Annotated in this window: 13 protein-coding genes; all 13 read right to left on the bottom strand. The window is 65.8% G+C overall.

Translation table 11 applies throughout. From position 1 onward, the window contains the following. Positions 1-48: 48 nt before the first annotated feature. Positions 49-1,650, bottom strand: coding sequence for an apolipoprotein N-acyltransferase (lnt, locus tag ACKTEK_RS15035; protein ID WP_409166102.1), 1,602 nt, complete (start codon positions 1,648-1,650; stop codon positions 49-51). Positions 1,651-1,709: 59 nt separating this feature from the next. After that, a complete protein-coding gene (locus tag ACKTEK_RS15030) occupies positions 1,710-2,777 on the bottom strand; it encodes a hemolysin family protein (RefSeq protein ID WP_409166101.1) in 1,068 nt (355 codons plus the stop codon). An 11-nt stretch (positions 2,778-2,788) separates the two neighbouring features. Further along, positions 2,789-3,277 carry an rRNA maturation RNase YbeY gene (ybeY, locus tag ACKTEK_RS15025; RefSeq protein ID WP_409166100.1) on the bottom strand — a complete coding sequence of 163 codons (489 nt, stop codon included), beginning with the start codon at positions 3,275-3,277 and terminating at the stop codon, positions 2,789-2,791. After that, the gene (locus ACKTEK_RS15020) at positions 3,274-4,242 is read right to left on the bottom strand and encodes a PhoH family protein (RefSeq protein WP_409166099.1); all 969 of its coding nucleotides are present in this window, start codon (positions 4,240-4,242) and stop codon (positions 3,274-3,276) included. The genes ybeY and ACKTEK_RS15020 overlap by 4 nt, the downstream gene beginning before the upstream one ends. A 22-nt stretch (positions 4,243-4,264) precedes the next feature. After that, positions 4,265-5,698, bottom strand: a complete 1,434-nt coding sequence (gene miaB, locus ACKTEK_RS15015) for a tRNA (N6-isopentenyl adenosine(37)-C2)-methylthiotransferase MiaB (RefSeq protein WP_409166098.1) — start codon at positions 5,696-5,698, stop codon at positions 4,265-4,267. A gap of 41 nt (positions 5,699-5,739) precedes the next feature. Further along, positions 5,740-6,594, bottom strand: a complete 855-nt coding sequence (locus ACKTEK_RS15010; protein WP_409166097.1) for a lysophospholipid acyltransferase family protein — start codon at positions 6,592-6,594, stop codon at positions 5,740-5,742. A 10-nt stretch (positions 6,595-6,604) separates the two neighbouring features. Continuing rightward, positions 6,605-7,081 carry a ribosomal protein S18-alanine N-acetyltransferase gene (rimI, locus tag ACKTEK_RS15005; protein WP_409166096.1) on the bottom strand — a complete coding sequence of 159 codons (477 nt, stop codon included), beginning with the start codon at positions 7,079-7,081 and terminating at the stop codon, positions 6,605-6,607. Further along, the gene (gene tsaB, locus ACKTEK_RS15000) at positions 7,059-7,706 is read right to left on the bottom strand and encodes a tRNA (adenosine(37)-N6)-threonylcarbamoyltransferase complex dimerization subunit type 1 TsaB (protein WP_409166095.1); all 648 of its coding nucleotides are present in this window, start codon (positions 7,704-7,706) and stop codon (positions 7,059-7,061) included. Before tsaB ends, rimI begins: the two co-directional genes overlap by 23 nt. Positions 7,707-7,750: 44 nt before the next feature. Continuing rightward, positions 7,751-8,311, bottom strand: a complete 561-nt coding sequence (locus ACKTEK_RS14995) for a NifU family protein (protein ID WP_409166094.1) — start codon at positions 8,309-8,311, stop codon at positions 7,751-7,753. Between the two features lie 138 nt (positions 8,312-8,449). Beyond that, on the bottom strand, positions 8,450-8,947 hold the full coding sequence (locus ACKTEK_RS14990; RefSeq protein ID WP_409166093.1) for a universal stress protein: 498 nt from the start codon (positions 8,945-8,947) through the stop codon (positions 8,450-8,452). 61 nt (positions 8,948-9,008) lie between these two features. After that, complete coding sequence (gene trpS / locus ACKTEK_RS14985) at positions 9,009-10,043, bottom strand: tryptophan--tRNA ligase (protein WP_409166092.1); 1,035 nt, start codon at positions 10,041-10,043, stop codon at positions 9,009-9,011. 95 nt (positions 10,044-10,138) lie between these two features. Then, the gene (gene murJ, locus ACKTEK_RS14980) at positions 10,139-11,698 is read right to left on the bottom strand and encodes a murein biosynthesis integral membrane protein MurJ (RefSeq protein ID WP_409166091.1); all 1,560 of its coding nucleotides are present in this window, start codon (positions 11,696-11,698) and stop codon (positions 10,139-10,141) included. Positions 11,699-11,705: 7 nt separating this feature from the next. After that, positions 11,706-14,471: a [protein-PII] uridylyltransferase gene (locus ACKTEK_RS14975; RefSeq protein WP_409166090.1), complete on the bottom strand. Its 2,766-nt coding sequence runs from the start codon at positions 14,469-14,471 to the stop codon at positions 11,706-11,708. Between the last annotated feature and the right edge of the window lie 11 nt (positions 14,472-14,482).

Here is a 14,482-nt window from a genome sequence, read left to right as displayed (position 1 = left end):
TTCTGGAAATTTCACACAGCAGATCATGTTAAGGTTTTACGCACTACGTTACTTGCCCTGGCGCCAGAACAGTCCTGCGCCAAACAGCAAGACCAAGATGAAAACCGCCGGCCACACGCCCAGTCTAACAAACAGCGTTTCCGGCATGGCGCCGGGCACATTGCCGTCAATCACGTTGCGCGCGTTCAGCGGGAGAGATGCGACGATCCGGCCGCGCGCATCCACCAGCGCGGAAATACCGTTATTGGCCGCCCGGACCAAGGGGAGTCCTTCCTCCACGGCCCTCAACCGGGCCTGCAGCAGGTGCTGTCGCGGCCCCGGAGTGTCACCATACCAAGCATCGTTCGTCACGTTGAGCAGAAATGCGGCGCGCGGTGCGCTTCGCGCGACAATTCCGGGAAAAATCGCCTCGTAGCAGATCAGCGGCAGGAAGGCGGGCAGGTTGCCGACGGAAATCGGCTGCCTCTGTGCGCCGACGTCAAAACCGCCCGGCATCTGGGTCAGTTGCCGGAAGCCGATCGCCTCCATGATGGACTGCATCGGCAGGTATTCCCCGAACGGCACGAGATGGGTCTTGTCGTAGACGGCGATCATCTCGCCGGACGCATCGATCGCACCGATGGAATTGTAGTTGCGGTAGCCGTCGTCGGCATCCGGGTCCTGCTCGTAGCGCTGCAGACCGGTGACGAGGAGCGTGCTTTCGGGAATCAGGGCTGCAAGCGCGGCTTTTCCCGCAGGCTCGTCGCTCAGGTAGAACGGAAGCGCAGATTCGGGCCACACCACCGCGGCGAAATCGGAGACGCCGCTGGACTCAGGTGAGGTTGCTATGTCGCTCAGTGTCATCAACGCTGACAAATGCCTGGACGCAAGCTCGGGATCGAACTTCTGATCCTGAGGGATACTCGGTTGTACAATGCGTATACGTGCATCCAGCGGTTGCGGTTCACCGAGCGACAGACGATACCCGCCGTAGGCAAAGCTCACGACCAGAAGCGCCAGCGCGATTGCCGGCACGGCGATGCGCCCGCGCACGTGCCCGGCATCGGACAGGCCGAGGGCCGCGGGGCTTGCGAAGATGAAGAGCGCCAGCGCCGTCATGCCGTGCAGCCCGACGAGACTGGCGATCTGCATGGTCGCGTCGTTGGAGGCCAGCGCGTAGCCGTAGGCATTCCAGGGAAAGCCGGTGAAGATGTAACCGCGCAGCAGCTCGGCGAACCCGAGGCCGGCTGCGAAGGCAAAGACGCGGAACGGGCCCGGCCGCCACATGGCGCGGGCGATGAGCGCGCCGAGACCGGTGAAGAGCGCAAGGCCGGCGGGAAGCAGCGTCGTGGCGAAGGGGACCAGCCAGCCGAAGGTTTCCGCATCGACCAGCAGCGCATTGCCGATCCACCACAGCGAGGTGAGGAAATAGCCGAACCCGAAGCACCACCCGACCGCGAATGCGGTGAGCAGTTCATCACGGCGCTTGTGCGTGCCAGAGGAAATGGCCCCGTCGAGAAGCCAGACGAAAACGGGAAAGGTGAAGAACAGGACCGGGAAGAAGCCGAAGGGCGGCATGGCAAGCGCCGAAGACCCGCCCGCAAGCATGGCCAGCAGCACGCGGCGCCAGCCCCACTGCAGCATCACACCCTGCGCAAGGGCTTGCAGCATATCCCGTATTCCCCCGGTTACCGGCCGCCGGCGCGTTTCACGCGCGCCTTACGGTCCGGTCACTCCGCAGCGGCTGCGCCCTGCGACGTTTGCTTGCGGCGGGCTTCCGCCGTCTTGCGCTTCTGGATCCGCACCCGCTTGATGCGGCGCGGGTCGGCCTCGATCACCTCGATCTCGTAGTCTCCCCCGATACCTACGAGTTCGCCGCGGACCGGAACCCGGCCAAGCTGGGAGAACACGAGACCGCCCAGCGTGTCCACCTCTTCCAGCAAATCTTCCGAAAAGGCGAGGTCGGCGCCAATGGCTTCCTGCAGCTCGTCAAGCGGCATGCGGGCATCGGCTGCGAACACGCCATCGCCCGTCGGCACCAGCATCGGACCGTTGGCATCGTCGTGCTCGTCCTCGATGTCGCCGACGATTTCCTCGACCAGGTCCTCGATGGTCGCCAGCCCGTCCGTGCCGCCGTACTCGTCGACGACAACCGCCATGTGCAGGCGCGTCGCCTGCATTTTGGCGAGCAGGTCGCCGGCCGGCATGGAGGGCGGTACGAAGAGAACTTCGCGCGTCAGCTTGGCACTCGACAAGGTTTTGTCGAGGCGCACCTTGGACAGGTCGATCTGGCTGCTTTCGGCCGAGGTGATCTTGCCGCCCTTGCGCCGGCCCATGGCCTCGCGCGTCATCTGGGCGAGAACGTCCTTGATGTGGACGAAGCCCACCGGCTCGTCGAGCGTCTCGCGCACGACAGGCAGGCGCGAATGGCCGGCCTCCTGGAAGACGGTCAGCACCTCGCCCAGCTTGCTCTCGATGTCGACGGAGACGATGTCGGCGCGTGGCACCATGACGTCATCGACGCGCAGTTCGCGCAGTTCCAGCACGTTGCGCAGCATCAGCCGCTCTTCGGCGGTGAGAAAGTCCGTGCCCGTGTCGTCGGCTTCGAGCGCATCGGAGATCGAGGCGCGCACGTTGTCCTGCCCGCCGACGCCGAGCAGGTTCTTCAGCCAGTCGACGAAGAACCGCCGCCGCTTGGGAGCGTAGACTACGGGAAGGTTCGCGGACGATGCCGGTTTCGCTTCGGAACCACCGGCGTCCGCGCCCGACGATTCCACGATCTTGTCGCTGTGTGTCATTGCCCTTGATGCTACGTCGCGTCGTGCCCGGCCTCTACGGCCAGCGGCTCGTCCGCATATGGATCGGCGATACCCAGGTTTTCAAGGATCAGCCGTTCGAGCGCTTCCATCTCCTCGGCGCGCTCATTCGTGTCGTGATCATAGTCCAATAGGTGAAGAATTCCATGCACCAGAAGATGGACAGCATGATGACGCGGCTGCTTGGCCTGTTCGGCAGCCTCGCGAGCCAGCGTTTCCGCCGAAATCGCGATGTCGCCGAGGAACCCCTCTTCGCCGGAGGGAAAGGACAACACGTTGGTCGGTTCGTCCTTGCCGCGAAAATCGGCATTGAGCTTGCGCAGCATGGCATCGTCGCCAAGCGCCAGCGCCAGTTCGCCGCTGCATTCAAGCCGGTTGGCCACCGCCGCAGCGGCGGCGGATATGTCGTCGTCCGAGAGCAGCCCGTCCCAGTCGCCGCCTTCCATCACCACGTCCACGGTAAGGCCGGTCTGCCCGGTCACGACTTCATGCCAGTCTGGCTGTGGCGCTCGTAGGCATCGACGATGCGCTGGACTAGCGGGTGGCGCACGACATCCTGCGCGGTGAAGCGGGTCTGGCCGACGCTTTCCACGCCTTCCAGCAGCGACACGGCTTCCGGCAGGCCGGAGCGCTGGCCGTCGGGCAGGTCGATCTGGCTCGGGTCGCCGGTGACGATCATCTTGGAGCCTTCGCCGAGCCGGGTCAGGAACATCTTCATCTGCATGGTGGTGCAGTTCTGCGCCTCGTCGAGAATCACCGCGGCATGGGCCAGCGTGCGGCCGCGCATGAAGGCGAGCGGCGCAATCTCGATGACCTGATTGGCGATGCCGCGCTCGACGCGCTCGGGCGTCATCACGTCATAGAGCGCGTCGTAGAGCGGGCGCAGGTATGGATCGACCTTTTCCTTCATGTCGCCGGGCAGGAAGCCGAGGCGTTCGCCGGCTTCAACCGCAGGCCGCGACAGGATCAGCCGGTCCACCGCACCGCGTTCCAGCAGGGCTGCGGCATAGGCGACCGCGATATAGGTCTTGCCGGTGCCAGCCGGGCCAACGCCGAAGACGAGGTCGTTGTCTTCCAGCTGGCGGATATAGGCGTCCTGGTTTGCCGAGCGCGCGGTGACCGTGCGCCGGCGCGTCGTCACCTGCGCCAGCCCGGACAAGCCCGGCAGCGGCTTCTGGTCGATGCCGCTGCGCGAGGCAACGCGGATGGCGCCGTCCACATCGGCGAGCGCGATGTGCTCGCCCTTGCGCAGGCGCGAGTAGAGCGATTCCAGGACTTCGGCTGCGTTGGCGCAGGCCTCCGCGCTGCCGGTCAGCGAGACGTGGTTGCCACGTGCACTGGCTTCCACGTCCAGCTTCTGTTCCAGCAGTGCGAGATGTTCGTCGAACTGGCCGAAAAGTGCGCTTGCCAGCCGGTTGTCTTCGAAGGTGAGCGTCTTGTCCGCCATGCGCCTCTTTCTCAAGCCTTCTTCAGAAGGCCGCCGCTGCGGCAGGAGGCCGCTCACGGTAGATGGTGCTGTCAACGAGATCGGCAAACAGGCTGTTCGATCCAGCCGACTTGACCGTGACCGTGACCATTTCCCCGGTCAGGGATTGCGGGGCCTCGACCACCACCGGCTGGAGCCAGGGCGAGCGGCCAACGAGCTGTCCCGGCTTGCGGCCGTCGCGCTCCAGCAGCACGTGCATGGTGCGGCCGACGCGGCTGGCGGCGAAGCCCGCCTGCTGCTCGCGCAGCAGCGCCTGAAGCTCGGCAAGGCGGGCGGAACTGACGTCGTCGGGCACCTGCTCGTCCATGTTGGCGGCAGGCGTGCCGGGGCGGGCGGAATACTTGAAGGAAAATGCCTGAACGAAGCCGACCTGCCGGACGAGGTCCATCGTGTCGGCGAAGTCGGCATCGCTCTCGCCGGGAAACCCGACGATGAAATCCGACGACAGCGCGATATCCGGGCAGGCGTCGCGCAGCCGATTGACGATGTCGAAATAGAGCACGCGGTCGTGCTTGCGATTCATCAGCGCCAGCATCCGGTCGGAACCGGACTGCACCGGCAGGTGCAGGTAGGGCATCAGTTCGGCCAGATCGCGATGGGCGGCGATCAGCTCGTCGTCCATGTCGCGCGGGTGGCTGGTGGTGTAGCGCAGGCGCTCGATGCCGTCGATCTCTGCCAGCGCATGCAGCAGGCGCGCGAGGTTCCATTCGGCACCATCGGTGCCCTCACCGTGATAGGCGTTGACGTTCTGGCCGAGCAGCGTCAGCTCGCGCACACCGGCATCGGCCAATTCGCGGGCTTCCGCCAAAATGCGTTCTGCGGGCCGCGAGAATTCCGCGCCGCGCGTGTAGGGCACCACGCAGAAGGTGCAGAACTTGTCGCAGCCTTCCTGGATGGTGAGGAACGCCGTGACGCCACGGCTGCGCACCTGCTCGGGCTTGGCGCGCGGCAGGGCGGCGAACTTGTCCTCGACGGGAAACTCGGTCTCCACCACGGTTTCGCCGGAGGCGGCGCGGGCAACGAAATCCGGCAGGCGGTGATAGTTCTGCGGGCCGAACACGAGGTCGACGGCAGGCGCGCGGGCAACGATTTCCTGACCCTCGGCCTGCGCGACGCAACCGGCGACGCCGATCAGCATGTCGCCACCCTCGGCGCGGCGCTGGTCGCGCGCCTTCTTCAGGCGACCGACCTCGGAATAGACTTTCTCGGCGGCCTTCTCGCGGATGTGGCAGGTGTTGAGCAGCACCAGGTCGGCATCGTCCGGCCCCTGCGCCTCGACATAGCCCATCGACCCGAGCGCATCGGACATGCGCTGGCTGTCGTAGACATTCATCTGGCAACCGAACGTCTTGACGAAATAGGTCCGTGGTCGGGTCATGAGTCCTGATGGTCCGGGCCGGGAATTCTCTGCTTGCATAGCGGTTTTGCGGGCGCTTGAGAAGGCGTCGGCTCGCGTGGCTACTGCGCAGGTTCGGCAATCTCCGGCTCGCCGCTGTCGACCGGGCCGGTGGCGATGTTCTGCGCCGGGTGGCCATGCAGCGCCTGCGCAAACAGCGCGCCGACGGAAGCCTGTGCCGCAGCCGTCATCACCTTGCGATTGGCGGCATCCTCGACCGTGATCGGCTCGCCAAAGGCAACCGTCACATCGACGGGTCCGGCGCGCAGCAGCTTCCACGCGTGCGGCCCCAGCGGCTGGTCGCCGTACCACGCCACGAGCGGGCGGTGCTGGCGGCCAAGCGGCAACCCGTTGATGTGGGTGTAGACGACCGCCATCGGCTGAACCTTCACGCCTGCCGGGTCATGCCCGTCGGCGACGAGGGATTCCGCCGCGCCGACAAGCGCGGAGCGGAACGGGCGCAGGCGGTTGCCGTCGCCCGTCGTGCCCTCGCAGAACAGCACCATGGCGTCGCCCTTGTCGAGCCGGTCTGCGATGTGACGGGTCACTTCGCCGGTCTGCGCGCGGCGCTCGCGCACCACGAAGACGCTGCGCTGCAGTTTCGCCAGCCAGCCGACCACCGGCCACTTGCTGACCTCCGACTTGGCGATGAAGGAGACCGGCGCGACGGCAGAGATGACGGGAATGTCCAGCCAGGTGATGTGATTGCAGGCCAGCAGCAGCGGGCGTTGCGTCGAGGGTGCGCCGACGATCTGGATGCGCACGCCGAGCAGGCGGCAGACGAGGCGATGATAGGCAACCGGCAGCCAGCGCGCGAGCGGCAGGCGCAGGGCCAGCAACACGATCTGGACGAGCATCAGCGGCGGCGTGACCACCACGAGCACCACCAGCGTCAGAAACAGTTTGACCAGTTGCATCCGGATCCCTTCACGCGGCGCGGGTCAGCGGCCTTGCCAGGACCAGCGCATCGACCACGCCCTTGCCGCGCGCATAGTAGCCCTTGCGGACCGCGACCTGCGAGAAGCCGCAGCGCGCATAAAGCGCACATGCAGGCGCGTTGTCGACGGCCACTTCCAGAAAACAGGTCTGCGCGCCGCGTTCTGCCGCCAATTCGAGCGCGTGGCGGAGGAGTTTGCGCGCCAAACCGGCATTGCGGTGGGCCGGGTCGACGGCGATCATCAGCACTTCCGCCTCGCCCGCGGCAATGCCCAGCGTGACGAACCCGACCAGCGTGCCATCGAGCCAGCCGCCGATGCAGCAGGTCGCAGGCTGCGCCAGCTGGCCGCGCCAGGCATCCAGCGACCAGCCGGGTGGATCGGCGCGGCGATGCAGCGCGGCGATTTCCGCAGCCGCGCTTTCACCGACCGGATTGCAGCAGAGCTCAGGCGCGCGCGACGGCTGCATGGGCTTGTGGCTTGGCATCGGGTTTACGGAGATAGAGCGGGGTGGGCGGTGCGATCGCCGGGTCGAGCCTCGCGCCGACGCGCGCCAGCGCTAAGGGATCGCACGGCAGCACGTCCATGCCGGGGTCGCGGCCCAGCAACGGCGCGGCGGTCCCGAAGATTGCAACGTCCGGCGGAAGCAACGCAGCGGCGTCGTCCACGGTGAGCACCTGCGGCCCGGCATCGAGACCGGGAACATCGAAGGCCTGCAGGTAGATTTCGTTGCGCCTGGCATCCAGCGCGATGGCAAGCGGGCCGGCATCAGCGGGAAGTGATGCTCGAATGCAGTCGAACACCGTGACACCGACGACCGGCTTTCCAAGCGCCAGCGCCAGACCGCGCGCCGCAGAAATGCCGACGCGCAAGCCCGTGAAGGAGCCGGGACCGATGGTGACGGCGATGCGATCGACCTGGCCGAGCGCCTTGGCCCTGTCGGGCACCAGCCGGTCGAGCATCGGTATCAGCGCCTCGGCATGGCCGCGCTGCATCGGCTCGACAATGCTGCCGAGCACGGTTTCGCCGGTGGAAAATTCCACCAGCGCCGCGCAGCAGGCCGGGCCTGTCGTATCAATGGAAAGTACGCGCATCGCGCGCTGGAGTAGCGCGCGGCAGGCCTGCGCGCAATCGCCCCTCAGACCGGGCGGACTTCCTCGACGTCGGGAAGGAAGTGGCGCAGCAGGTTCTGGATGCCGTTCTTCAGCGTCGCGGTGGAGCTGGGGCAACCGGCGCAGGCGCCGCGCATGTGCAGGTAGACGATGCCATCCTTGAAGCCGCGGAAGGCGATGTCGCCGCCATCATGGGCAACGGCAGGACGCACACGGGTTTCCAGCAGTTCCTTGATGGTCTCGACGGTCTGGGTGTCCGATTCGTCGAAGAATTCCTCATCGCCGACCTGTTCTTCGTGCTCGCCGGCCAAGAGCGGGCCGCCGGACATGAAGTGTTCCATGATCGAGCCGAGGATCGCCGGCTTGATGAACTGCCAGTCGACCTGCTCGTCCTTGGTGACGGCGATGAAGTCCGCGCCGTAGAAGACACCCGAAACGCCATCGACCGCAAAGAGCGCGCTGGCGAGCGGGGAAATCTCGGCATCCTCGGCGGAGCGCATGTCCAGCGTGTCGCCGGGCAGCACGGCGCGGCCGGGGAGGAACTTCAGGGTCGCCGGGTTCGGCGTCGTCTCGGTCTGAATGAACATCAGGTGTCCTGTCGCGTGTCGGGGCGGCCAAGCCGCCATCTGCACATCGTTATAGAGGCTTTTTTGAACTATTCCAATTTGTGGTTCGCAGCCTACCGGGTCAAGGGCTGCGCGCGCATTGCGCACATGCGCAAGCCCTCAGGCGAGCGCGTTGATGTCTTCGTCGCTCAAGGTGCCGGGAACGATGGTGATCGGCACCGGAAATTCCGCCGAAGACCGCCCGGCAATCTCGCTGACCAGCGGGCCGGGACCCTCCCCGCCGTGGCCGGCGGCAAGGACGAGGATCGCGATATCCTTGTCCTCCTCGATGAGGCCGCGCACCTCTTCCGGGCGCACACCTTCGCGAATCACCGCTTCCGGCTCGATGCCGACCGTCTCGCGCAGCTTCTCGGCATAGTCACCCAGCACGCGGCGCGCCTCGTGCTCGGCATCGGAGCGCATGATCGACTCCACGCCCAGCCAATGCTGGAATTCGGACGGATTGATGACGTAGAGCATCGTCAGCTTGCCACCGGTGCGCTCGGCGCGGCGGCTGGCATAGAACACCGCGCGCTCGCATTCCGGCGTCTCGTCGATAACGACGAGAAACTTCCGATTGTGGCCCTCTTCGCGACTCTGGCGGCGATATGTTGTCATGGTGCGCGATGCTGCCAAAGGCGGCGGAAGACGACAAGCGGTTTGATGGGACGGGCGACGCTCAACGCAGCAAGCCGATGATGTCCTTGACCTGATCCATCGTGCCCTGCGCCAGTTCGCGGGCGCGCACGCCACCATCCTCCAGCACCGAATCGATGTAGGCGGTGTCGGCCTGCATGCGGCGCATTTCCGAGGTGATCGGGGCGAGCTTCTCGATGCACAGGTCCGCAAGCGCCTGCTTGAAGGACGAGAACTGGCCGCCGCCAAACTCGCTCAGCACCTTGTCGCGGCTATCACCGGACAAGGCTGCATAGATGCCGACGAGATTGTCGGCTTCGCGGCGGCCTTCCAGGCCCTTGGCCTCGGAGGGGAGCGGCTCGGGGTCGGTGCGCGCCTTGCGGATCTTGGCGGCGATCTGCTCGGCATCGTCGCGCAGGTTGATGCGCGACAGGTCGGACGCGTCCGACTTCGACATCTTCTTCGACCCGTCACGCAGCGACATGACGCGGGTGGCGGGACCGGTGATCAGCGGCTCGGGCAGCGGGAAGAAGCCGTCCGCATGACCGTTCGCGGCGATGGAATCGGCGAAGTCGTTGTTGAACTTCTGCGCGATATCGCGCGCCAGTTCCAGGTGCTGCTTCTGGTCGTCGCCAACGGGAACATGCGTGCCACGATAGACGAGGATGTCGGCGGCCATCAGTGCCGGGTAGGCGAACAGGCCCACGGAGGCGTTCTCGCGGTCCTTGCCGGCCTTTTCCTTGAACTGGGTCATGCGGTTGAGCCAGCCCATGCGAGCCACGCAGTTGAACACCCAGGCAAGCTCGGCGTGCTGCGGCACGCGGCTCTGGTTGAAGACGATGTGCTTCTTCGCGTCGATGCCGGCCGCCAGGAATGCCGCCGTCACTTCGCGGATGTTGTCGCGCAGCTCGTTGGGGTCCTGCCAGACCGTGATCGCGTGCATGTCCACAACGCAATACATGCAGTCGTAGTTGTCCTGCAGATCGACGAATTTCTGAATCGCGCCGAGATAGTTGCCCAGATGCAGGTTGCCGGTGGGCTGGACGCCGGAGAAGACACGCTGTTGGAACGCGGACATTGAAAACAGTCCCCTGAGGTTCGCGAAAACCGGGCGCGCTGCCCGGCTTTTAAAAGGCGCCGGGGTTATGGCCGATCAGGCAGACCTGCGCAAGTTCAGCGGCGGCGCATGTAACCTGCAAGCTCGCTGCGCGAGGTGACGCCGAGCGCGAAGATCGCCACGACATAGGCCAGCATCCCGACGATCACGAGGGTGGCCAGGTGGATCAGTTTTCCGGCTGCGGATGCTGTGTCATCGACCCAGACGGCGAAAATGACGCTGGCGATGATGAGGGCTGCAACCATCAGCCCGGTGGCCGCCAGCGCGCCGACCAGCCTCTTCGTCAGCCGCGGATCGGGGATGAAATGACCGCGCCGGTAGAGCGTCAGACCCAGCAGGCAGGCATTGATGCAGCCGCCGATGGTGGTGGCGATGGCGATGCCGATGTGCTGCAGCCACGGAAACAGCGCGAGGCTGATGACGATGTTCACGATGGCGTTGATCGCCGCGAACCACATGGGCGTCTTCGTGTCCTCGCGGGCAAAGAAACCCGGCTGGAACACCTTGATGAGCACGAAGGCGGGCAGGCCCAGCGCGAAGGCGGCGAGCACCGGCGCGGTGCGCGCGGTCGCTTCCGCATCGAACGCGCCGCGTTCGAACAGCCCGGCGATGATGGGCGTTGCCGCGATGAACAGCGCGCCTGCCGCCGGCAGGGTCAGGATCATCGCGAATTCCAGCGCCCGGTTCTGCTGGCCGCTGGCGGCTTCAAGCGCGCCGGAGCGCAGGCGGCGGGCAAGATCGGGCAGCAGAACGACGCCGATCGCGATGCCGACGATGCCCAGCGGCAGCTGGTACACGCGGTCGGCATAATAGAGGTAGGAGACGGCACCGGCGGCCATGGATGCGATCATGGTGCCGATCACGATGTTGATCTGGGTGATGCCGCCGGCGAGGATCGCCGGGACCGCCAGCTTCAACAGGCGCTTGACACCTTCGGTATAGCGCGGGCGCCTGAGCGCCAGCACCCAGCCGGACCGCTTCAGCTCGATCAGGACGGCCACGAGCTGCAGCACGCCGCCGACGAAGACGGCGACGGAGAGCCAATAGCCGGCGGTGGGGCTTTCGGCGTGGCCGGCATAGATGATCGCGGCCAGCGCGATGATGAAGACGATGTTGAGCAGCACCGGGGCAAAGCCCGCCACCGCGAAGCGGCCCTTGGCGTTCAGGATGCCGGACACGAAGGCCAGCAGCGACACGAACAGCAGGTAGGGAAAGCAGATCCGCGTCAGCCAGACGGCGAGATCGAACTTCTCCGGGTCGGTGTAGAAGCCCGGCGCCATCACGAACATCAGCACAGGCATGGCGATTTCCGCCACCGCGGTGAGGATCAGCAGCGCAAACAGCAGCGCCGCCAGCACGTCCTGCGCAAAGAGGCGGGCGGGCTCGTCGCCCTCGCCTTCCAGCTTGCGGGCAAAGAGCGGGATGAAGGCGGAGTTGAACGCGCCTTCGGCAAACAGCCGCCGGAACAGGTTGGGGAAGCGGAACGCCACGAAGAAGGCATCCGCCACGCCGCCGGTGCCCAGCGCTGCCGCCATCAGCATGTCACGCCCGAAGCCGAGCACACGGCTGAACGCCGTCGCGCTGCCGACGGTTGCGAAGTTGCGCAGAAGGCTCATGGTCTGGTCAGGCCGCCTTGGCCGCCGGCTCGAAGGTCGCCAGCAGGTGGCGACGGATCGCGCCCTGGCGATTCGTGTTGGTGATCTTCTGGCCGGTCAGGTCCGTCACGTAGAACACATCGACCGCGCGCTCGCCGAACGTGGCAACGCGTGCAGACGTGATATCGAGATTGAGCCGCGCCAGGGTGGCGGTCAATGCGTGAAGCAGGCCCGGCCTGTCAATCCCGGACACCTCTATGACGGTGAAGCGATCCGACAGGTCGTTGGAGATCGTGACGTGCGGCGCGAGGTCGAACGCCTTGATGCGCCCGCGCGGCTTGTCCTTCTCGGCAATGATCTGTGCCATCCCCTGCTCGCCGGTGACGGCGCGGCGGAAATGGTCGGCGACGCGATTGGCCCGGGCATATTCGTCGGCATCGTTGCCGGGCTCGCGACGCAGGCGGATCGTGTCGAACGCGAAGCCGTCGGTGGTCGTGAAGATCTGGGCGTCGACGATGTCGGCGGAGGCCGCGGCACAGGCACCGGCCAGCAGCGACAGCAGGCGCGGGTGATCCGGCGCGAGGATGGTGAGTTCGGTGACGCCGTTCACATCGTCGACCTCGGTGCGGAAGGCGAGCGCGTCGGCTTCGGTATCGATGGAATCGAAGAATTCCGCGTCCGCCACCTGACGTTCGGTGGAGGTGCGCAGCCAGTAGGCCGGGTAATGGCGCTCGGCGAAGTCGTCGAACCTCTCCTGCGACCAGTCGCTGAGCGCCTCGCGCAGGCTCGCCTTGACGCTCTCGACCCGGCGGATGCGGGCGACGCGGGTGTGCCCGCCGGTGAGGACCGTTTCGGTCTCCATGTAGAGCTGGCGCAGCAGGGCCGCCTTCCAGTCGTTCCATGTACCGGGGCCGACGGCATCGATATCGGCCTCGGTCAGAATCAACAGGAGCTTCAGCCGTTCCGGGCTCTGCACGAGGCTTGCGAAATCCTCGATGGTGCGCACGTCCGACAGGTCGCGCGACTGTGCCGTCATGGACATGACGAGATGGTTCTCGATCAGCCAGGCGACGGTTGCGGTTTCCGCCGCCGAGAAGCCGAAGCGCGGGCACAGCCTGCGCGCGATGCGCGCCCCGGCGGTGGAGTGATCCTCCGGGCGGCCCTTGGCGATGTCGTGCAGCAGCATTGTGACGTAGAGCAGCCGGCGATTTTCCAGCGTGCCGATCAGCTCGCTCGCCAGCGGGTGGTCGTCCTTCATGCGGCCCTGCTCGATGGCCGCGAGGATGCCGAGCGATCGGATCAGGTGCTCGTCCACCGTGAAGTGGTGGTAGAGGTTGAACTGCATCAACGCGACGATCTTGCCGAAATCCGGGATGAAGCGGCCGAGGACGCCGGCTTCATTCATTTTGCGCAGGATCAGCTCCGGGTCGTTGCGCGAAGTCAGGATATCGAGGAACAGCCGGTTGGCTTCCTCGTCCTCGCGCAATTTGGAATCGATCAGCTTCAGCGAGCGCCGCGCCAGCCGGATCGCGTCCGGGTGGAAGTCGAGATTGTACTTGTCGGAGGCATGGAACAGCCGCAGCAGGTTGACTGGATCGCGCTTGAAGACCTCGTCGTCCTCGACGTTCAGCCGGTCGGCCTCGATGGTGAAGCCCGGCATGTCCGGCACGGCACCGGCCTTGCGGCGGCGGAAGCGCCCGACCACCATCGACATGACGCTCGCCGACTTCACGTGTTCCAGTTCCAGCGCCGCGCACAGCACGCGGGTCAGGTCGCCGACATCCTTGGCGACGAGGAAGTAGTGGCGCATGAAGCGCTCCACGTCCTTCACGCCCGGATGGTCGTTATAGCCGAGCCGCTCGGCCATGGCCCGTTGCAGGTCGAAGCTCAGCCGCTCCTCGGCGCGCCCAGTGAGGAAGTGCAGGTGGCAGCGCACCGCCCACAGGAATTCCTCGCACTTGTCGAACAGGCGCACTTCGCTGCGCGTCAGCACACCGCGTTCCACCAGCGGACCGAGCCGATCGACGCCGTAGTGATAGGTCGCAAGCCAGAAAAGCGTGTTCAGGTCGCGCAGGCCGCCCTTGCCGTCCTTCACGTTCGGCTCGACGAGGTAGCGCGATTCACCGGCGCGGCTGTGGCGATCGTTGCGCTCGCGCAGCTTCGCCTCGATGAAATCGCGCGAGCCGCCGCGCTGGAACTCGTGGGCGTAGCGTTCGCGCAGGTCGGAATAGAGGTCCTCGTCACCGGTGATGAGGCGCGCATCCAGCATGGCGGTGCGGATGGTCATGTCCTGCTTGGCGAGGCGGGCGCAGTCATCGATCGTGCGGGTGGAGTGGCCGACCTTCAGGCCGAGGTCCCAGAGCATGTAGAGCAGGAACTCGACGATGCTCTCGCCCCAGGCGGTCTGCTTGTAGGGAAGCAGGAACAGCAGGTCGACGTCGGAGCCGGGCGCCATGGTGGCGCGCCCGTAGCCACCAACGGCGATGATGGCGATGCGCTCGGCGGAGGAGGGATTGGTGGCGCGGTAAATCCGGTTGAGGGCCAGTTCGTACAGCGCGGTGAGGACATTGTCCTGCAACTCCGAGAGCCTCCGCGCGCAGGCCTTGCCCTTGCCGTCGTCGATCAGACGCTGCTCGATGCTGTCGCGAGCATCCTTCATGTAGGTCTTGAGATGGCCCAGCACGGCGGCGCGGCTGGCGGTATCGTCGGAATCGGCGTCCCAGAGTTCAAAGAGCGCGTCCTGCAAAGCCTGAACCCGGCTTTCGGGCGTTCCTTCGAGATAGTCCTGAGACATTGATTCTTTGA

It is taken from the genome of Tepidamorphus sp. 3E244 (assembly GCF_046159835.1).
Lineage (GTDB): Bacteria > Pseudomonadota > Alphaproteobacteria > Rhizobiales > Tepidamorphaceae > JACKJK01.
This window is presented reverse-complemented; position numbering and strand designations above follow the sequence as displayed.